Consider the following 20,988-nt stretch of genomic DNA (forward strand, 5'->3'; position numbering starts at 1 on the left):
GGCTTCCCCAACTGTCCGGATTCATGGGGGATTCCCTCTATGAATCCGGATTTAGATATGAATTCCCTGGAGGTGTGACATGGCAGAGCCCGTAATTACAAGTCCGCATGCCGAGAGCAAACGTCCTTTCTTCACTGAACAAAGACGGAGCCGCTTCACTGCGTATACTTTCATTTCACCGTTCTTTATTCTGTTCTCGATATTCGGACTATATCCAATCTTCTTCACATTCTATTTATCGTTCTTCAAGTGGGATGCCTTGGGTCCAATGAAATACGTGGGCTTCAAAAACTTCGAGCTGATCACCACGGACCCGACCTTCTGGATCTCCTTCAGTAACACGCTGATTATGGGGCTTATGGGTACTGTGCCGCAGGTCATGCTGGCGCTGCTTCTGGCGGTGCTGCTGCATTCGGGGATGACCCGGTTCAAGAAGACCTTCCGCATTCTCTACTTCATGCCGAATATCACTTCGATCGTGGCGGTTACGCTGGTCTTCAGTACGCTGTTCGGCAATAACGGGATGATCAACTGGCTGCTTAACGGAATCGGGTTAGAGAGCATGGCCTTTAACTCCGGCTGGTGGGGGGTCAAAATTGCCATCTCCACCATGGTTATGTGGCGCTGGACGGGCTACAATGCCATCCTGTTCCTCTCGGGACTGCAGAGTATTCCAATGGATCTTTACGAATCCGCCAAAATCGACGGGGCCAACCGCAGACAGCAGCTTTTCTTCATTACACTGCCGCTGCTTAAGCCGTTCATTATCTTCGTATCCCTGCAATCCACTATTGGTGCGCTGCAGCTCTTCACAGAGCCTTATGTCTTCCTCGGCCAATCCGGCACCGGATCTACCCGGCAGGAAGGGATTACGATGGTTACTTATTTGTACAGTGAGGCCTTCCGTAACGGCTTCTTCGGCACAGCGGCGGCTACAGCGGTTCTGCTGTTCCTCGTTACGATCCTGTTCTCTGTCCTCAATATGCTGATCTCCAGAGGCGGCGGCAGACAGACTGGAGGGAAAAAAGCGTGAGTACATTGCGTATGTTCAGAAAAAAGCCGGATGATCCCGGATTCTTCGGTAAGCTGGGCTTCTATTTTCTGCTGATTCTCGGGGCGCTGGTCTCCATCTTCCCGTTCTATTGGATGTTTGTGGTAGGGACCAATGACAAGGGAGCCGTGTTCCACGTACCGCCGCTGCTCACCATCGGAGACCAGTTCTTTGAGAACTTCAAGCGGGTGCTGGACAAATCGGACTTCTTCCAGGCGCTCGGCAACTCGCTGTTCGTCTCGTCCATGGTGACCATTTCGGTCGTGTTCTTCTGTACACTGGCCGGGTATGCTTTTGCCAAATATGAATTCCCTGGTAAAAACATGCTGTTCGTCTTCGTTATCGCCACCCTGATCGTTCCGCAGCAGCTCGGCGTATTGCCGACCTATGTCATTATGGCCAAGCTTCACTGGATCGACAGCTTCAAGGCGCTGATAGTTCCCGCTATGGTCAATGCCTTCGGGATCTTCTGGATGCGGCAGTACATCTCCTCGGCCGTGCCTACCGAACTGATCGAAGCCGGGCGTATTGACGGGGGAGGCCACTTCCGGATTTTCTGGAGGATTGCCGTTCCGGTCATTACACCGGCGATGGCTACCCTGGGTATTCTGAATTTCATGACGGTATGGAATGATTTCTTCTGGCCGCTGGTCGTCTTGAAGAACAAGGAGCATTTCACGATTCAAATTGCATTGCAGCAGCTGTTCACTACACGTGACGGTCTTGATTACGGGATGATTATGTCCGCTACCTTCACGGCCACGCTGCCGCTGCTGGTTGTCTTCCTCTTATTCAGCCGCTGGGTGATTGCCGGACTGACTTCAGGCGCCATCAAGAGTTAACCGTCTTTCTATCGGATAAGTAAGAGGATTTACAGAATGCTTTGAAGAATAATACATGGACATAGACCGCAGGAGGAAGGGACCCGTCATGAAGCTCCGCCGCAAAATCTTGTTCGCTATTATTCTTCTTGTATTCATTCCCGTGATTGTTATGGGGATTGTTACGTATGTGAATTATTCGAACGCCATGGAGAAGAAATCAAGCAATTTCTACTGGATCTCCCTGCTGGAGACGGACCGCAAGCTGAAGTTCGCCCTCAGTGAGATTTCATCGATCACCAATTCAGCGATCACACAGCCTGCGATTCAGCAGTCGCTGAAGCAGCAGAATTTCGTCCTTACCTATGACCGCAAGCAGGAAATCAACAACCTGCTGATCAACCATCCGATGATCACCTCGTTCAGCCTGTACGGCAAAGACCGGCTGCTGTACCAATACAATGCGCCGATGTCTTTTGCAGATATGCACAAGCAGGTCTGGTTCGGAGCTATGGAGGCTGCCGAAGGGCGTCCTGTCTGGTCCGGTCCCGGAGAGAACGGTTCGGCCAGCGGCGATAAGCCGGTGCTGGTCCATGCCAGAGTGATTAAGGACTATTATTCGCTGGAGGATATCGGCTATCTGGTTGTATATGTGAAGCCGGATCTGCTCGATCAGATTTTCTGGGAGGCTGCCACCCTGAAGAAAGGGGATATTCTGCTGGTCAACAAGCAGGGCAATATCGTCTTTAACAAGTCCGGGGAGCATATCGGGGAACGGACGGATTTTCCTTTTTTACAGGAGAATTATAACCAGGATCAGGATTATTACATTGACAATTATCAAGGGGAGCGGTCACTGATCACTTTCCTGCCTTCACATAACGCGGACTGGTATCTGGCGGCCATTACGCCGATGAACCTGATCTCCTCCGAATCGGACTCCATCCGCAATATTGCGATTATTCTCGGCATGGTATCGCTGCTGTCGGCCTTCCTGTTCGACCGTTATTTCATCCGCAGGCTGGTCCGCAGCATTAACAGTGCCGTGAACGGGATGAAGCGGGTCAAGCAGGGGATCTTCACCCCGATTCCGGTACCGCTGCGGGCCAATGATGAGAGCGATTCCCTGATTGACGGCTTCAACCGGATGAGCTCGCAGATCAATGAGCTGATTGACCAGGTCCAGACCGAACAGGGACGGAAAAAGGAAGCGGAGATGCAGGCGCTGATGGCCCAGATCAACCCGCATTTTATCTATAATTCACTGGAATCGATTAACTCCATGGCGGTGCTGGCAGGCAACCGGGATATCAGCAAAATGGTCATCTCACTCGGCCGGCTGCTGCGGATCAGCATCAGTCAGAATCAGGACCTGATCCCGCTGCAGATGGAGTTCGAGCATGTCCGCCATTACCTGGATATCCAGAAATTCCGGTTCGAGGATAAGTTCTCCTATGAGCTGGAGCTGCCCGAGCCGCTGAAATATGTGATGACCCAGAAGCTCATTGTTCAGCCGATAGTGGAGAATGCCTTGTATCATGCCATTGAGCAGATGGAGGAGCACGGGACGATTACGGTTACCGCTCAAGAGAACGGCAAGGATATTATCATTATTGTGAAGGATAACGGCCCCGGGTTCGATCTTGAGGTGCTGATGAGCCAGTGGAACAAGGAACGGAGCAATCCGAAGAAATACAGCGACAGCGGGGTTGGGCTGAAAAATGTGCATGAGCGCCTGAACATCCGGTTCGGCAATCCCTATGGTATTCTGGTCTGTTCCTCACCGGGCTTCGGATCAGCCATCTGCATCCGGATTCCGAGGATACAGCCGACATGAGGGGGAGAAGCCAAATGAAGGATCAGCGGCATGTGCTTAGATGGTTGACCAACTGGGGATGGATTCTCCTCTATATTGTGCTGATGTCCGGCGCCGTATGGTTCATTATGCAGGAGGACCGGGAGCAGATTGAGGATACCTCGCCCGAGAAAATCACACTGACCTTCCGGCACTTTTGGATCAAGGAGCATGACCGGCCGCTTCTGGCGATCTTCGAGGAGGTTGTGCGAAGCTACCAGGAGAGCCATCCGAATGTGAAGGTGAACTTCGAGGGGCTGGATCAGAATATCCACCGCGAGCAGAAGCTGAAGAGTGAGATGGTAACCGGCACAGCGCCCGATATGTTCGTTCTGTTCGGCGGGGCGGAGATTGAGCCATATGTGCGTTCAGCCCGGCTGATGGATCTGACCGATTTCACAGCTGAGAACGGTCTCAGCAACCAGTTCAAGGATCTGCATCTCTGGACATTCAACAACCATATCTACGGATTGCCGATTGAGGGCAATGCAGAACCGCTCTACTATAATAAAAAAATTTTCACCAAGCTAGGCATTAATACTCCGAATACGCTGGCCGAGCTGGATACGGTGATGGCGAAGCTGAAGGCAGCGGGCTATATCCCGTTTGCCCTGGGGAACGAAGACCGCTGGCCTGCGGGGATATTCGCCCATTATCTGATGGACCGCTACGCCGGAGCTGACCTGATTCAGAAGCTGGTAACGGGCGAGGACATGTCGAGCTTCCAGAACAGCGGCTACCTGGAAGCGTTCCGGCACCTGAACAGATGGGTGGAGGCAGGCTATTTCAGTGAAGACTCTAACGATACCTCCACTGAGGGGGCGGTCCGTCTGTTTACTGAAGGCAGGGCAGCCATGTACCTGAACGGCAACTGGGATATCAATTTATTCTCGGGAGACAATGCACCGGACGATTTCCAGAGCCGGGTTGGAGTCATTCCCTTCCCGGCGCGGGAGGCCGGGTCAGAGCCGTCCATCGCCGGAGGGTATACGATTGGCATCGGGCTGTCTTCAAGCCTCACCGGAGCGAAGCGGACAGCGGCCCTGGAATTGATGAAGGGCTTCTATACGAAAGAGATTCAGACACGGATTGTCTATGAGGGGCTCCGGATTCCGTCGATGCGGATCGCGTTTGACCCGGAGAAGACCGGGCCGGTCTTCGCCCAGGTGATGGATATGATGGAGGAGAATCAGCAGAGCTTCGTCCCGTATGACAATCTGTTATCGCCTGAAGTGAAGAAGACCTTCCTCAGTGTCATTGAAGAGATGATTGACGGAGGGCTGCAGGCGGAGCAGGCTTTGCAGCAGCTGCAGGATGCATCCAAGCAGTATTGGAATCTGATCCGGAGTTCATCGGGTCAATAAGCCTGGGGGGTGTAACAGATGAAGGAACAGCAGGAGAAATATAAGGTCCTGCTCGTTGATGATGAGCCAATTATACTTCGCAGCCTGAAGGTTGCGATTCCATGGGATGAGCTGGGCCTGAGCATTGTGGGGGAAGCGAAGAACGGCGAGGCCGCCTTGCAGCAGATTCAGCAGACCGCCCCGCATATCATTATCAGCGACATCCGGATGCCGGTGATTGACGGGATCACGCTGATGAAGGAGGTGCTGCCGCGCAGCGCCAAGCTGATCTTTATCTTCATCAGCGGCTACGGGGAGTTCGAATATGCCAGGGAAGCTCTGCGGCTGGGGGCCTTTGATTATTTGCTGAAGCCGATCGACCATGACGAGCTGGTGGAGATGCTTAAGCGGGCCAGGGAGCGCCTGGACCGCCAGAAGGAGAACGAGCAGCTGATGCTCTCGGTGCAGACCTTGTCGCTGCTGGCCCGCGAACGCATGCTGGCCGAATTCACGCTGGGCAATCCGCGGCCGCTCCAGCACCTCAAATGGCTGGAGAACAGTGAGCTGGAGGGCGAATACTTCATGGCGGTGGTCCGTCTGGATGACTACGCCGCGCTGACGGCGAAATGGAGCGCCGAGGAGAAGCGTCTGTGGCTGTTTGCCGTGCGCAATATCCTGGAGGAGTGGTCGCTTACGAACGGGGCATTGTCCATCTTCCCGTTCTATAACGGGGAATGGATTCTGCTCTTCCCGGCGAGCCTGAATGACAGCAAGCAGGAACTCGGAGAGCAGCTCATAGCCGGGATCAAGCGCTATTCCAAGCTGAACTGCTCTGTCGGCATCAGCAGAAGCACCAGCGGGATTGATCAGCTTAGCACGGTATACCCGTTAGCCTCCCAGGCGCTGTACCAGCGCTTCTATTCCGGCCAAGCCGGAGTCTTCCTGGAAGAGGAGACAGCAGCGGCGGGCAACCGCGAGGTGCAGTATCCGAAGGAGCTGGAGCTGTCGCTGATTGAGAGCATCCGCACGTTGAATCTTACGCGGATGCTGGCTCTTTTTGACGAGATGTCCCTCTTCATTGAAGCCCAGAGTCTGCCCCAGCCGCTGGCGGAGCGTCTGATGATTGAGATGAGTGTGGTGCTGTACCGGCAGTTCGCACATCTGAATACCCATAATGACTGGTCCATCGAAGGGCTGCTCAGCAAGCTGAACGGACTCGGCACACTGCCTGCCATGATGGATGTTCTGAAGACCACCTTTGGCGACTGGCTGGAGCAGAGTCATAAGACCGCAGCCCGGGAGGACGGCCGGAGCATCATTGAGAAGGTCCAGCGTTACATTGAATCCAATTACCACAAGGATCTCAGCATCGAGGAGGTATCCGAGGTGGCCGATCTCAGCATCAGCCATTTCTGCACCCTGTTCAAGCAAATCTCCGGCTACACGTTCCTCGAATTCGTTACCCACTGCCGGATGGAGAACGCCAAATACATTCTGCGCAGCAGCAATGTGAAGGTCTATCAGGTCGCGCCGCTGGTCGGCTATCAGGACCCGAGATACTTCACTCAGGTATTCAAAAAAGCGACCGGCAAGACCCCCACGGAGTACCGTGAGGAGCATGTGAAGCAGGCTTAGCACGGGTGAGGGTACAGATATATACATAGACAGAAGATACTTAACGTGTAAAGCGAAACCTGTGTAAGCACCTAAGGAGACTTAGGTGCTTTTTTGTCGTTTGCTGGAAGGGATAAATCCATTTGAATGCGCCGGAAACGGGCGATACGGGGGAAATGAAAGGGATAAATCCCTTTGAATACGCCGAAAGTAGGCGATAGGGAGAAATGAAAGTGATAAATCCCTTTGAGTACTCTGAAAGTAGGCGATAGGGAGAAATGAAAGGGACAAATCCCTTTGAGTACGCCGGAAGTAGCGGTATGGGGAAATGAAAGGGTTTGTCCCAAACGCTCTTGTCCCCAGATTTTATTTTTCTCTTTAGCGGTGAAAATCCGGAGACCAAGGCGACCTCCATCACTTTTAGGAGGGAGTTCCGTCCGCTCCGCTGGTTCGCCGGTCTTGCCGCCGGACTGTCCAGCCGCTGGGCGTCTTCATCATTATGGAGAATCTGGGCAGAGACAAAAGCTTCCTGCAGTGGGTGATGATGGCGAATGGAGCGGCGATGCTGATGGGCGGAATGTTTATTATGAGTAAAGGCAAAACTATGAAGCCGCAGACAATGTTATCCCTAGGCCTGCTGATTAGTGCGGCCGCAACGGTAGGAATAGGCTGGTCGCATCATACAGTGCTGACGCTGGCGCTCCAGACAGTTAGCGGCTTCTTTTACCCTTGTATTCATATCGGTATCAATACTCTGTTGCTCCGTCATAAAGACACTGCTTATATGGGCAGGGTGGGCGGCATTATGGGGCCGATGTTCATGGCTTCATGGTGATCGGAATGTCTGTAGCTGGCTATGCAAAAGGTATACTCTCCTTATCCGCAGTCTTCACCGTTAGCGGCGTACTGTTCCTGATTGCGGTGCTGATTCTGCTGCCGCTGCTCGGAACGAAGGAGGGGGGCAGACAAGCCATTCAGAGCAGACTATGACATTTGTCATACATCAGAGTTGATATATATGACTTACGGGGATGACACTGTCTTCTTTATACTGGAAATATAAGAAGTGTCCTTGAATGGATGCATCCGAGGAGGAACTGATCCCGATGACCAACAACCAGATACCCCAGCTCTCTACATTGAAGAAAAGCGTAGCCCCTTACGAGAAAACAGACCGCAACACGAGTATAAAACAGCTCATGAATACGCTTGGGCCGCTGGTGCTGCTCTGGGCAGCCGCCTACTTCAGCTTATCCGTGTCCTACTGGCTGACGCTGCTGTTTGCGGTTCCGGCTGCCGGATTTGTCATCCGCACCTTTATTATTTTTCATGACTGCTGCCACGGGTCGTTCTTCAAGAACCGTAAGGCCAATGATATTGTCGGCACCATCACCGGTGTCCTTACCCTGGTCCCTTACCGCCAGTGGAAGCACAGTCATTCGATTCATCATGCCGGAAGCAGCAATCTTGACAAAAGAGGCATTGGGGATATCTGGATCATGACGGTGGAAGAATATATGGCTGCCAAGCCGCTCCAGCAGCTCTATTACCGGATCTACCGCAACCCGCTGGTAATGTTCGTCATCGGACCGATTGCTGTATTCCTTATCCAGTACCGGTTCAATGCTAAAGGGGCAAGACGCAAGGAGCGCATGAATACGTACCTGACCAATGTGTCCATTGCGGCTTTATATACTGGAATTATTCTGCTCATAGGCTGGCAGGCGTTCCTGCTGGTACAGCTGCCGATTGTGTTCGTGTCCGGTTTCCTCGGCATCTGGCTGTTCTATGTACAGCACCAGTTTGAACATACCTATTTCGAGCATGATGAAGAGTGGAGCTATGTGAACGCCGCTGTAGAAGGAAGCTCTTACTATAAGCTGCCGAAGGTACTGCAATGGATTACAGGAAATATCGGGTTCCACCATGTGCATCACTTGAGCCCGAAGGTGCCGAATTATAATCTGGAATTGGCTCACAATGCCAGCCCGCCTTTGCAAAAGGCAACCACCATTACACTCAGCACGAGTCTCGAAGCACTGAAATACCGTCTGTGGGATGAAGAGCATAAGGTCTTCGTCAGCTTCAAGCAGTTGAAGCAGCGCTTGCGGAAGAGTGAGCCTGCCGTGAAAGAAGGGCTGAAGGTAATCAAACCGGGATTCCAGAGCGAATAGAAGAGGGAACATGCAGAAAGACAGATCCGGGGAGCAAGAGGCCGGGTCTGGTCTTTCTTTTTAGAATATACACAGGTTGTTTAGAAGGAAGTTGCCGGTCGGATACTGGTTTATGTTAAAATGGGGGTATAAACTTGCTGGCAAAAAGGATGGCTAACATGCAGAAGTGGCATCATATTTTTCATAAAAGTACGGGACTAAGCCCTTATGTATGGGTTATTTTTTACATTCTTCCCTTCTATTTCATCTTCCGTTCCTCTACGGCGGACCGCTGGGTGTATGGCATCCTGATGATTATGGTCTTCTTCGCCTGCTATGTGCTGTCGTTCAAGTCGAGGGGTTGGGTGGTCTATTTCTGGACGAGTGTGCAGATGGTGGTCTCGATTACGATGACGCTGCTGTTCGGGTATATGTACTTTGCGCTGTTTCTGGCTTTTTTTATCGGGAATATCCAGAAAAGAGCAGCCTTTTTCACCCTCTATCCGATCCACTTGCTCACTACGATTGTAGCGATTAACTATGAGCTGATTATGCGCAATCCCGTCTTCCTCTCGCAGCTGCCGTTTGTACTGGTCAGTATCATTGCGGTGGTGCTGCTCCCGGTCACAACGTATAACCGCAACAGGCAGGATAAGCTGCAGGGGCAGCTGGAGGATGCCAACAAACGGATCTCCGAGCTGGGCATTATGGAGGAGCGTCAGCGGATCTCACGGGATCTGCATGATACGCTGGGGCAACGTCTGTCATTGATCGGACTGAAGAGCGACCTGGCCGGTAAACTGATCACCAAGAATCCCGCGCAGGCCATGATCGAAATTAACGATGTGCGCATGACGGCCCGCAGTGCACTGAAGGAAGTCCGGGAGATGATCACGCAGATGCGGGGCATCCGGCTGGAAGACGAGCTGGTGCGCATCCGCCAGCTTCTCCAGGCCGCTGAGATTGATTATGTGCTGGAAGGCAACACCGATTTGACCCAGACCTCGCTGATTACCGAGAACGTGCTGAGCATGTGTATGAAGGAGGCGGTAACCAATGTGGTCAAGCACAGCGGCGCCACACTATGCCGGATTCAGATCGAATCCTCGCGGACGGAACTGGTCATCAAAGTGAAGGACAACGGCGGAGGGATTGAGGGGACCAAGCTGTACCACAAGGGACATGGCCTGCAGGGAATGAGGGAGCGGCTTGAGTTCGTCAACGGTTCGATGGAAGTGATCCAGGATGAAGGAACTACGCTAGTGATTAAGGTGCCTAATGCGGCTCAGCAGCCGGATATGGAGGTGAACGCGCAATGATATCAATCGTGATAGCTGAAGACCAGCGCATGCTGCTGGGGGCGCTATCGGCTCTCCTGGATCTGGAGGAAGACATGCAGGTAGTCGGTAAAGCGGGCAACGGGGAAGAAGCGGTGAAGCTGGTGAAGCAGCTGCAGCCGGATATCTGTATTATGGATATTGAAATGCCGGCGATGACAGGCCTGGAGGCGGCAGAAGCGTTGAAGGGGGAAGGCTGCAAAATCATGATTCTGACCACCTTTGCCCGGGCAGGTTATTTCGAGCGTGCGGTCAAGGCGGGAGTGGACGCCTATCTGCTTAAGGACAGTCCGAGCGAAGAGCTTGCGCTGTCGATCCGCAGTGTCATGGACGGCAAGCGCATGTACGCGCCGGAGCTGATGGATGAGGCGTACGGGAAGGAAGCGAATCCGCTGACCGAGCGGGAGAAGGAAGTGCTGGGGCTGATCGCGGACGGCAAGAATACGAAGGAGATCGCCAGCCAGCTCTATATCACCACCGGAACGGTCCGCAACTACATCTCGGTCATTCTGGACAAGCTGGATGTGGGCAACCGGATCGAGGCGATTACACGCTTCAAGGAAAAAGGCTGGTTCAAATAAAATATCCCTATCGGGGAAGTATGAACGGCGGCTGTCTCTAGGAGGGCTGGCCGTTTTTTTTGTTCAAATATAAGGTTACATAAACCGCTTAGAACGAGGTTTGACAGGACTGGAATCTAGGACCTACCACCCATTTTTCATCTGAAAGCGATTACTCTATTGGATCGGACGCCAAGATTTGCTAAAATAAATGCAAACATATGATCCTATTTGTAGTCGTTTCATGTGAAGTTGGGTAATAAATACTTGTGCCCTGTATGCACGTCTATTCATTCTGCTTACATCCTAATTCAGCCGGGAGGAATCTAATTTGCCAGAGCTAACATCCACGTATGTCGATTCACTTGCACCCAATGCTGCTGCGATCAAGAACGGCCAGGGACTGGTCCGCAAAAAGAGTTTTGTGGAGCTCCATCAGTCGGAGAACGGAGAGCTATTATTCGGAAAATGTGCCGGAAGCGGCAAAACGCCCTATGAGTGTTCAGTGGACTTCATCGTATCAGACAGCCCGGTTTTCCGCTGCAGCTGCCCCAGCCGCCAATTCCCCTGTAAGCATGCACTAGGTCTGCTGTATGCTTATACCGAAGGCCAGACGTTCACACCTGCTCCGGTTCCCGAAGAGATCGCATCGAAGCGTGAGAAGGCCGAGAAGCGGGAAGAGAACAAGGCCAAGCAGGCGGCTGAAGGGACAGATCCCAAGCCGAAGAAGGTTAACAAATCCGCCCTGAAGAAAAAAATTAACGCACAGCTCGAAGGGCTTGAACTGCTGGAGAAGCTGGTGCTATCCTTTGTACGCAGCGGCCTGTCCACGATTGACAAGTCTGCGGCCAAGACGGTTCAGGGGCATGTGAAGCAGCTCGGGAACTATTATCTGTCCGGTGCGCAGATTGAGCTGCGCCGCTTCGCGAATCTGATGTTCAGCGGCAAGGATCAGGAGCAGAACTATACATATGCGGTGGAGCAGCTGACACGGCTACACGCATTTATCAAGAAGGGCCGGGCGTATCTGCAGGCCCGGAGCGAGGACCCGGAGCTGGCGCTCGATCACGAATCCACTATTGATGAATGGCTGGGCCATGCCTGGCAGCTTAGCGAGCTGAAGGAATACGGGCTGGTGAAGGAGGGGGCGGAGCTGCTGCAGTTATCCTTCTACAGCTACAACGATGCTGCCCGCCAAGAGTTCGTAGACCTTGGCTTTTGGCTGGATCTCACTGCGGAAGGCGGGGAGATCCGCCGGACCTTTAACTACCGCCCATACAAGGCGGCGAAGCTGATGCGTGAGGAAGACAGCTTCTTCGACATTGCTGTGGTTCCACAGCTATACACCTATCCTGGAGACATGAATGCCCGTATCCGCTACGAGTCCATGTCTTCAAGAACGGTACAAGGCTCAGATCTTGAGCGGGCGGCCGCCAAGGCTCACCGTTCATATTCAGAAGTCTTCAAGAAGGTGAAGAACCAGATTAAGAACCCGCTGAGCGACAAGCAGCCGGTCATGCTGCTGCATACCGCAGCTCTGGGCGTTACAGAGAACGGCCAGTATGTTATGACTGACGGGGAAGGTACAAGGCTGCTGCTGGAGGATCTTCCATCGATGCCGCAGGGCACGGTGGGCCTGCTGCCGTTCCTGCCAGCCGGCGCCCGCGAGGATTGTGCGGTTCTGGTCATGTTCGAGCATGACCTGGACCAGGGACGTCTGCGTGCCCAGCCGCTAAGTGTCATTAAGGACGAAGAGATCATTCGTCTGCTGTACTGACAGGAGGGGCGTCTATGAGCACAGCGTTGTTACAGGAGCTGCATCAGGAGTATAGGAGGTTGTATATTGCCGGAAGTGAGCTCGCAGCGGGAGATTTCCGCCTGAAACGGCTGCTTCAGCAGTTTCAGCAGTTCGGTGAGCGGTCGCCAGTCTTCAAGAGACTCGGTGAAGGAATTGCAGTGTTGCTTGAACCCGGCAGTCCTGACGGGCCTGCCCCCGGCGTTCTATTGCAGGAGCAGACTCTGCTGCTGGAATCCGTGCTGTACACCCAAGGGACAACAGCTGTGGAAGGAACCCCAGGCCCCATGCCTCTGAGGAGCTTCACGCTTCAGACTGCTCAGCCGTACCGGAAGCTGGCTCCTGTGCTGGAAGCGCTCAGCACGACGGGCAGCGGCAGATATGAGATCGTGGCCGATGCCTTCCAGAAAGGCGTCTTCGGGGATCTGCGTCTGCTGCCGCTGGCGGTCTCAGCGCTGAATGACTCTTACTCGGAGCTTGCGGATTACGTGAAGGAACATATTCTACCTTCGTATGGGCCGGAGATTAGCGGCTACCTGCTGGAGAGCTTCAATCCGGCAGGCGGTCGGAGTGAGGCCCGTAAGCTGGAGGTCATCGCCAAGGCAGGTGCCGCCGGGCATCTGGAGACGGTCTTTCAGGCTGCTGAGAGCGGCAGCGATGAGGTCAGAGTTGCTGCGATCCCTTGCCTGGCAGAGGATGAGAAATATACACCAGCCTTGCTGGAGTGGTCCGCTGACAAGAAGAAGGCGATTCGTGAAGCGGCTTATAAGGCGCTGGCAGCCGGCGGGAGTGAACAGGGAGCAGAGCGGCTCTACGAAGCTTTCTGTGGCGCAAAGGACCGTGAGATGGTTGCCGAGGTACTCGCTAACCGGCCCGCTGCCCTGGCGGTGGAGAAGCTGGCAAAGTTGTTCATGGAGAAGCTCCGCCAGGCGCCGCAGGATAACAGAGACCCGCAGCAGACGGAGGCTGCCTGGACAGAGATTAAGCAGTTCATGAGAGCGCTGCTGATGGCCCGCAGCCGCAGGCTTGATGAAATCTACAGCTATGTAATCAGCGAATATGATTGCTTCCAGTTGCTGGGATGGAAGTATCTAATCATTCAGGCAGTGCGGTACAAGGAGAGGACAGTAACAGATTCCAGCCTTAGGGAGCTGCAGGAATTGGCGGAGCGTGACTACAACTATCTGCTGTATTATTTCCAGGCCGCCCGGAAAATGATGACTCAACAGGAGCTGTATAACCAGTTCGCCGGGGGCTTGAAGCAAAGGCTGCTCTCCTTCATGAAGAAGGATGCCGCGCAGCGGGAACAGGCACTGATTGACATTCTTGACCGGGTGATTATTAATCCACGGCCACGGTACTATTACAAGGCTGAGGATACCTTTGATCGAATGAGCGCTGAGGCGATTGAAGCCGCCTGGGACCCGCGCTGGCTCGACTGGTTCATCCAGCGGGATGCACATAATCTGGTCTGCACTTTCGCCCGGCCGGGACATAAGGGGGTGCGGGAATATCTGCTGAAGAAGCTGAAGGTTCCCCCGCAACCCATAGATGACGAGGTTCTTCCTAATATTTTCATTGGACTTGAGCGTGCAGGAGTGCCCGAGGCGGAACGCCTGGAGCTGCTTATGTCTGCACTGGAGAGCGGCAGATTCGATCAGACGAAACAGTTTAGCAATTCGCTGACCCGCCTATTGGAGCGGTTGCCGGCCGAATACCGTTCCCGGCTGGAAGCTGCGGCGCCAAGGTACACGTTCGTGGCCAAGCGGCAACTGGAGCACCTGATCAGCATCATGAACTAATTATATTTACTTAGGGAGGACAATCCATGAGCACAGCGTTATTGCAGGAGCTGCATCAGGAATACAGAAGACTGTATATTGCCGGAAGTGAGCTGGCGGCCGGAGATTTCCGCCTGAAGCGGCTGCTTCCGCAATTTCAGCAGCTAGGCGAGCGGTCACCGGTCTTCAAGAAGCTAGGCGAGGGAATTACTGCACTGATTGAACCGGGTAGCCCGGAGGGTCTTGCCCCGGGTATTCAGTTGCAGGAGAATACCCTGCTGCTGGAGTCCGTGCTATACACCCAGGGAACGACAACCGTGGATGGAACTCCCGGACCCTTGCCGGTCCGGAAGTTCACCCTTCAGACGAATCAGACCTACCGGAAGCTTGCGCCTGTGATTGAAGCGCTCACCACTACCGGAAGCGGCAGATATGAGATTGTACTGGATGCCTATAAGGAAGGAGTCTTTCAGGATCTTCGTCTGCTGCCGCTGGCTGTCTCAGCACTGAACGACCCGTATTCGGAGCTGGCGGAATATGCGAAGAACCATATTCTCCCTTCCTATGGGCCGGAGATCGCCGGATATCTGCTGGAGAGCTTCAACCCGGCCGGGGGTCGGAGCGAGGTCCGCAAGCTGGAGGTCATTGCTCAAGCAGGCGCTTCCAGTCACCTGGATGTTATTGTTCAAACAGCCGAGAACGGCAGTGATGAGATCCGGGCAGCGGCCATCAAGTGTCTGGGAGAATATGAGGAATATACAGGACTCCTGCTGGAGTGGTCTGCCGACAAGAAGAAAATCATCCGTGAAGCCGCCTACACAGCGCTGGCAGCGGGTGGATCTGCACAGGGAGCAGAGCGGCTCATTGAGGTGTTCCTCCAGAAGAAGGACCGTGAGATGTTAGCCGCAGTGCTGGCATATGGGGCTCCTGCAGCGGTCTATGCTAGGCTTACGGCATTATTCATGGATGAGCTTACAGCCGCACCGGAGACGAATGCCGATAAGAAAATCACTGAGAAGGCCTGGGATGAGCTGGCTCCCTTCATGGCTGCTCTCCACCAGGCAAAGAGTGCGGAACTGGATGCCATTTATAGCTATGTTCTTAAGGAGTATAACCGTTATACTTCCCTCGGGTGGATTCATCTGATTGACCAGGCAGCCCGATACAAGCAGGAATCAGCGGATAACGCCGCGCTGGAAGAGCTCGCGGAGCTGGCGCAGCGCAGCGTGCGGTATCTGCCGAACTATTTCCATGCCGCGAAAAGGAGGGTCAGCCCGCAGGAGATGTTCGACCGGTTCGCCGGACTCACGGAGACCAAGCTGGTAGGTCAGGCGGCCAAGCAGGCCGCTCAGCGTACACAATTGCTGATTCATACGATCGAGGAGCAGGCCGTGGACCTTTACTGGGACTATGAGGTACGTTGGGATGCCTCGGGCGTAAGACAGTACAACAGACGGATCATGTCGGCTGAAGAAGTTGCTGCGGAATGGGACCCGCGCTGGCTGGAATGGTCTATCAAGCAGGATGCCATGAATCTGGCCTGTGTCTTCGCCCGGCCCGGACATCAGGGAGTACAGAATTACCTGCGGGGCAAGCTGGAAGGAACGCTCAAGCGGTACACGTATGACCGTCTCGCCAATATTTTCAAAGGACTGGAAAGGGCAGAACTGCCTGAGACGGAGCGGCTGGAGCTGCTGATCTCTGCGCTTGAAGAGAACAACGTCCGTAATTTGTATACCTTCGACCACTACTTGTTCGAGATGATGGAGCGCTTCCCGGCCAGCTATGTGGACCGGGTGAAGGAGATCGCCCCCCGGTTCAAATATGAATCCAAGCGCCAGCTGGAATATATACTGGACCAGCTAGTGAGTAAGCAGTAAAGTCTGCAATATACTTACGAGTCAGTACGGAAGAGATTGTCCCGGATAGACGGGGATATACAAAGGAGAGGTGTACATGTCAACAGAACAAGGTCAGCTTCAGGATTACATGCGTCTGCCGGCTGAAATCCTGTACCGTGAGGAGCTGGAGGCTCTGCGCAAGGAGGACACCGGACGTATTCCTGCCGGCTGGCAGATGTCCCCGCGCTCAGTTCTCACCTTCATTACTGGCGGCAAGGCGGGCAAAACCGTGATTACCCCGAAATATATCGGGAACACCCGGCTGATTGAGATGGCCGTTGCCACGCTGGTCACTGACAGGGCACTGCTGCTGATCGGGGAGCCGGGCACCGCCAAATCCTGGCTGTCCGAGAATCTGGCAGCGGCGATCTACGGCAACTCAGGCATGGTAGTGCAGGGGACAGCGGGAACAAGCGAAGAGCATGTGCGCTATTCCTGGAACTACGCCATGCTCCTGGCGAACGGGCCGACGCCGGAGGCGCTGGTCAAGAGCCCGATTATGCGGGCGATGGAGGACGGCGGTATTGCCCGGTTTGAAGAAATCTCCCGCTGTGCCTCCGAGGTACAGGACGCATTGATCTCGATTCTGTCGGAGAAGACGATCTCCGTGCCGGAGCTGGGCAAGGAGACCAGTGCCCGCAAGGGCTTCTCGATTATTGCCACCGCTAATACGCGGGACCGCGGAGTCAATGAAATGTCCGCTGCTCTGAAGCGGCGATTCAATATCATTGTGCTGCCTGCGCCATCGGACCTTGAGACGGAGCTGTCCATTGTGAAGAAACGTGTCGGTGAGATCGCCTCCTCCTATGAGCTGCAGGCTGCTGTTCCGGCAGATGAAGCGCTGCTGAAGGTGGTTACCATCTTCCGCGAGCTGCGCAGCGGCATGACCCTCGACAAGAAGGAGAAGGTCAAGACTCCAGCTGGTGTAATCTCCACGGCAGAAGCCATCTCGCTGCTGACGAACAGCATGGCACTGGCGGCAAGTTTCGGGAGTGGAGAACTGACCGACGAGGATCTGGCAGCGGGACTCCAAGGGGCGATCGTCAAGGATGACGATAAGGATAAGCTGGTGTGGAAGGAATATCTGGATAATGTAATGAAGAAAAAAGGAGCGGACTGGCGCGGACTCTATCAAGCCTGCAAGGAGATGAACGAGTGAGCAGGGCAGTGGTTGCCGGCGTTCATGTCTTCGGAGTCCGGCATCTGTCTCCGGGCGGTGCCAGGCATGTCCTGGAATACTTGAACGAGCTGCAGCCGACCGCCGTCTTGATTGAGGGGCCAAGTGATGCCAGCGGAGAGATCCGTCATTTAACCCATGCGGTAACGAAGCCGCCGGTAGCTATTCTGGCCTTCACTGAGGATCTGCCCGTGCGGACGGTGCTCTGGCCGTTCGCTGTGTATTCCCCGGAATATCAGGGGATGAAATGGGCGCAGGAGCATGGAGCACAGGCAGAGTTCATCGACCTGCCTTCCTCTGTAACACTGGGGCTGCAGGATGCGTTACGGCAGGATGCCGGTGGACGCCCAGAACTGAAGCCTGTGGCTGACGAACAGGGGGAACCGGCGGAAGAGGAAGTTCGTGAGCCGGAGTCAGTATACAGCCGGATTGCCCGGATTGCCGGTGAGCATGACTATGATATGTACTGGGAGCGTAATTACGAGCATAACGCCAGCAGCGGCGCATACCGCGCCGCGATCCTGGCCTTCTCTGCCCAGATGCGGGAGCTGTCGGAGTCCACGGAGCGCGCAGAGCAGCCGCGGGAATATGCATATAACGCATTGCGCGAGTCTTATATGCGGCGGCAGATTCAGCTCAAGATTGACGAAGGGCATGTGCCGGAGAAGATTGTTGTGATCTGCGGGGCATACCACGCCGCCGCGCTGGCCGATCTCTCGGAGGGAATGAGTGATGCGGAGCTGGCGTCACTGCCTTCACGCTCTACCAAGCTGACGCTGATGCCGTATTCCTACTATAAGCTCTCCACTATGTCGGGGTATGGTGCGGGCAACGCAGCTCCGCACTACTTCCAGATGATGTGGGAGCTGATGGCCTCCGGCCGCGCTGAGGAGCTGCCCCATCTCTATCTCTCCTCCGTGGCCCGGATGGTGCGCAGGGCAGGGACGCACCGCTCCACGGCTGAGGTCATTGAAGCGGTACGGCTGGCGGAGTCGCTGGCTGCGCTGCACGGCGGAAGCGCACCTACGCTGCGTGATCTGCGCGATGCCGCCCAGACCTTGCTCGGGCATGGGGATCTGGCTGTTATCGCTGATTCGCTGGCCCGGGTCGATGTCGGTACGAACATCGGAAGGCTGGCCGATGGCGTCAGCCAGACGCCGATTCAGGATGACCTGAACCGGCTGCTGAAGCGCTACAAGCTGGAGAAGTACAGATCGACCGTAGCCAGCGACCTGACGCTGGATCTGCGCGAGAACCGCCGGGTGTCAAGCAGCGAAGCGGCTTACCTCGATCTGCACCGCTCCGTGCTGTTCCACCGGCTGGAACTGCTCGGTATCCACTTCGCCCGGAATGTGCCAAGCGGCCAGTCCGGGGCGACCTGGGCGGAGCACTGGATACTCCAGTGGGCGCCGGAGGTGGAGATTGAGATTGTGGAGTCTACCCTGCTGGGGGAGACCATAGAAGTGGCGGCAGCCTATGTGCTGCGCGAGAAGCTGCTGGAATGCAGCTCCATCGCTGAGGCATCCGCGCTGATTGTCACCGCCTGCGAATGTGCCATGACCACACAGATGGAGGAGAGCAGTCGCGTGCTCCAGCGCCTTGCGGTAGACAGCCGGGATGTCGTCTCGATTGCCACGGCTGCCAGGGAGCTGGCCAAGATCATCGGCTATGGCGACATCCGCAAGGTGGATACGGCCCCGTTCATACCGCTGCTGGAGGAGCTGTTCCGCCGGGGCTGCCTGTTCCTGCTGGATGCCAGCGGCTGCAATGATGAAGCGGCGGCGCTGATGATCGGCGCAATGAATGATCTGAACAACATCTCGCAGGAGCATAGCGAGATTGCAGATACGGCTCTGTGGCTGCAGGAGCTGCTGCAGCTGGCGCAGCGGGATGACCGCAACCCGCGGCTGTCGGGCTTCGCCTGTGCAATTCTGATGGAGCGGGGAGCCATCCCTGCCGGAGAGGTTGCGGCAGAGGTGTCGCGCCGCTTGTCTCCAGGGATACCGGCAGACCTGGGGGCAGGCTGGTTCGAAGGGCTGTCCATGCGTAACCGCTATGGGCTGCTGTCGCGGATGAGCCTGTGGGAGCAGCTGAATGACTATATCAACGCCTTGGAGGATGAGGAATTCAAGCGTGCGCTGGTCTTCCTGCGCCGGGCGTTCAGTACCTTCTCCCCGCGTGAGAAGACGATGATCGCCGAGCTGCTGGGTGAGCTGTGGGGCGTGAACACAGAGCAGGCCGCCGAGATTCTGACAGGAGAACTGAAGGAGGAGGAAGCCAAAATGCTGGATGATCTGAATGATTTTGACTTCGGGGATTTGTAGATGAGTGAAGAAGAACTGAAGGAAGAACTGAAGGATGATAACCGGAACGGAGCGCTTACACGCTGGCGGCTGATTCTGGGGCAGGAAGCAGAAGAGGCCTTGCCCGGCTTCGGCCCGGGCAGCGGACGGATCTTAAGCGAGGAAGAGCTGATTATGGATGCCGCACTGGCGGCTATCTATAATGAGACAGGCGCAGGTAAGGCAGAAGGGAGTGCCGCTGCCGCATCGAAGGGCAGAGGTTCAGGCTCGGGAAAGTCAGCAATTAACCTGTCCAAGTGGCTCGGGGATGTGCGGAATTTCTTCCCGGAGGATGTGGTCTCGGTTATTCAGACCGATGCGATGGAGCGCAAGGGCTGGAAGCAGCTGCTCTTCGAGCCGGAGCTGCTGGCGGCAGTGAAGCCGGATATCCAGCTGGTCGGTACGCTGCTGGCACTTAAGGGTAAAATCCCGGAGAAAACCAAAGATACCGCAAGAATGCTCGTTCAGGCGCTCGTGGATGAGCTGGTCAAGCTGCTGGAGACTGATATCCGCCGTGCAGTTACCGGAGCACTCAATAAGCGGCAGCATTCCCCGCTGCCTTCGCTTAGCGGCCTGGACTGGAAACGGACAATTGAGCGCAACCTGAAGCACTACGATGCGGAGCGGCGGATGATTATCCCCGAACGCTTCTTCTATTTTGACCGGGCCCGCCGCAGCAAGGAATGGACGGTCATTGTAGATATTGACCAGAGCGGCTCGATGGCCAGCTCCGTGATCTGGGCTTCGGTGATCGGCTCGATCTTCGCCAGTATCCCGGCGCTGAACACGCGTGTCGTTGCTTTTGATACCGAGGTGGTTGACTTGACGGAGCAGTGTGCGAATGATCCTGTTGACATGCTCTTCGGCATCCAGCTCGGGGGCGGTACGGATATTCATAAGTCGGTGAAGTATTGTGAGCAGTTCATCGAGGAGCCGAAGAAGACACTGTTCATCATCGTATCGGACCTGTACGAGAACGGCAATCAGGCCGGGCTGGTCCGGCGGATGCGCGAGCTGCGGGAATCCGGGGTGCGGACGATGACGCTCTTGGCCCTCTCCGATGAAGGCAAGCCTTCCTATGATGAACGGCTGGCCGCCCAGCTCGCCCGTGATGGAACGCCTTGCTTCGCCTGTACTCCGGCACTGCTGCCTGTCCTGGTGGAGGGAGCACTCAAGGGCCAGGAGCTGGGTGAGCTGGCGAAGCGGCTGGGGATGACGCGGTGATTTTGTTTAAACAGGAAACACTTACTTTATAATC

Annotated in this window: 16 protein-coding genes; all 16 read left to right on the forward strand. The window is 55.0% G+C overall.

The features are described from left to right. Positions 1-79 precede the first annotated feature (79 nt). Complete coding sequence (locus tag NSS83_RS00630) at positions 80-1,033, forward strand: sugar ABC transporter permease (RefSeq protein ID WP_341021306.1); 954 nt, start codon at positions 80-82, stop codon at positions 1,031-1,033. Beyond that, entirely contained in the window at positions 1,030-1,893 is an 864-nt protein-coding gene (locus NSS83_RS00635; RefSeq protein ID WP_341021308.1) for a carbohydrate ABC transporter permease, read from the forward strand. The genes NSS83_RS00630 and NSS83_RS00635 overlap by 4 nt, the downstream gene beginning before the upstream one ends. Positions 1,894-1,981: 88 nt before the next feature. Continuing rightward, complete coding sequence (locus NSS83_RS00640) at positions 1,982-3,709, forward strand: sensor histidine kinase (protein ID WP_341186222.1); 1,728 nt, start codon at positions 1,982-1,984, stop codon at positions 3,707-3,709. A gap of 14 nt (positions 3,710-3,723) precedes the next feature. Beyond that, positions 3,724-5,091 carry an extracellular solute-binding protein gene (locus NSS83_RS00645; RefSeq protein ID WP_341186221.1) on the forward strand — a complete coding sequence of 456 codons (1,368 nt, stop codon included), beginning with the start codon at positions 3,724-3,726 and terminating at the stop codon, positions 5,089-5,091. Between the two features lie 18 nt (positions 5,092-5,109). After that, the gene (locus NSS83_RS00650; protein WP_341186220.1) at positions 5,110-6,705 is read left to right on the forward strand and encodes a response regulator; all 1,596 of its coding nucleotides are present in this window, start codon (positions 5,110-5,112) and stop codon (positions 6,703-6,705) included. A gap of 478 nt (positions 6,706-7,183) precedes the next feature. Further along, on the forward strand, positions 7,184-7,519 hold the full coding sequence (locus tag NSS83_RS00655; RefSeq protein ID WP_341347483.1) for a hypothetical protein: 336 nt from the start codon (positions 7,184-7,186) through the stop codon (positions 7,517-7,519). Between the two features lie 5 nt (positions 7,520-7,524). Beyond that, positions 7,525-7,674, forward strand: coding sequence for a hypothetical protein (locus NSS83_RS00660; RefSeq protein WP_341347484.1), 150 nt, complete (start codon positions 7,525-7,527; stop codon positions 7,672-7,674). A 116-nt stretch (positions 7,675-7,790) separates the two neighbouring features. Then, on the forward strand, positions 7,791-8,858 hold the full coding sequence (locus tag NSS83_RS00665; protein ID WP_341023286.1) for a fatty acid desaturase: 1,068 nt from the start codon (positions 7,791-7,793) through the stop codon (positions 8,856-8,858). Positions 8,859-9,016: 158 nt separating this feature from the next. Beyond that, positions 9,017-10,156 carry a sensor histidine kinase gene (locus NSS83_RS00670; protein ID WP_341021320.1) on the forward strand — a complete coding sequence of 380 codons (1,140 nt, stop codon included), beginning with the start codon at positions 9,017-9,019 and terminating at the stop codon, positions 10,154-10,156. Continuing rightward, positions 10,153-10,755 (forward strand): response regulator transcription factor, encoded by a 603-nt coding sequence (locus NSS83_RS00675; RefSeq protein ID WP_341021321.1) that lies wholly within the window; start codon positions 10,153-10,155, stop codon positions 10,753-10,755. The genes NSS83_RS00670 and NSS83_RS00675 overlap by 4 nt, the downstream gene beginning before the upstream one ends. A gap of 310 nt (positions 10,756-11,065) precedes the next feature. Beyond that, positions 11,066-12,511: an SWIM zinc finger family protein gene (locus NSS83_RS00680; protein WP_341347485.1), complete on the forward strand. Its 1,446-nt coding sequence runs from the start codon at positions 11,066-11,068 to the stop codon at positions 12,509-12,511. Between the two features lie 14 nt (positions 12,512-12,525). After that, on the forward strand, positions 12,526-14,331 hold the full coding sequence (locus NSS83_RS00685) for a HEAT repeat domain-containing protein (protein WP_341347486.1): 1,806 nt from the start codon (positions 12,526-12,528) through the stop codon (positions 14,329-14,331). Positions 14,332-14,357: 26 nt separating this feature from the next. Then, positions 14,358-16,190 carry a HEAT repeat domain-containing protein gene (locus NSS83_RS00690; RefSeq protein WP_341347487.1) on the forward strand — a complete coding sequence of 611 codons (1,833 nt, stop codon included), beginning with the start codon at positions 14,358-14,360 and terminating at the stop codon, positions 16,188-16,190. 76 nt (positions 16,191-16,266) lie between these two features. Next, positions 16,267-17,370, forward strand: coding sequence for an AAA family ATPase (locus NSS83_RS00695; RefSeq protein ID WP_341347488.1), 1,104 nt, complete (start codon positions 16,267-16,269; stop codon positions 17,368-17,370). Further along, a complete protein-coding gene (locus NSS83_RS00700) occupies positions 17,367-19,712 on the forward strand; it encodes a DUF5682 family protein (RefSeq protein WP_341347489.1) in 2,346 nt (781 codons plus the stop codon). The genes NSS83_RS00695 and NSS83_RS00700 overlap by 4 nt, the downstream gene beginning before the upstream one ends. Continuing rightward, positions 19,713-20,954 carry a VWA domain-containing protein gene (locus tag NSS83_RS00705; protein WP_341021329.1) on the forward strand — a complete coding sequence of 414 codons (1,242 nt, stop codon included), beginning with the start codon at positions 19,713-19,715 and terminating at the stop codon, positions 20,952-20,954. Positions 20,955-20,988 lie beyond the last annotated feature (34 nt).

It is taken from the genome of Paenibacillus sp. FSL H3-0469 (assembly GCF_038051945.1).
GTDB lineage: Bacteria > Bacillota > Bacilli > Paenibacillales > Paenibacillaceae > Paenibacillus_AQ.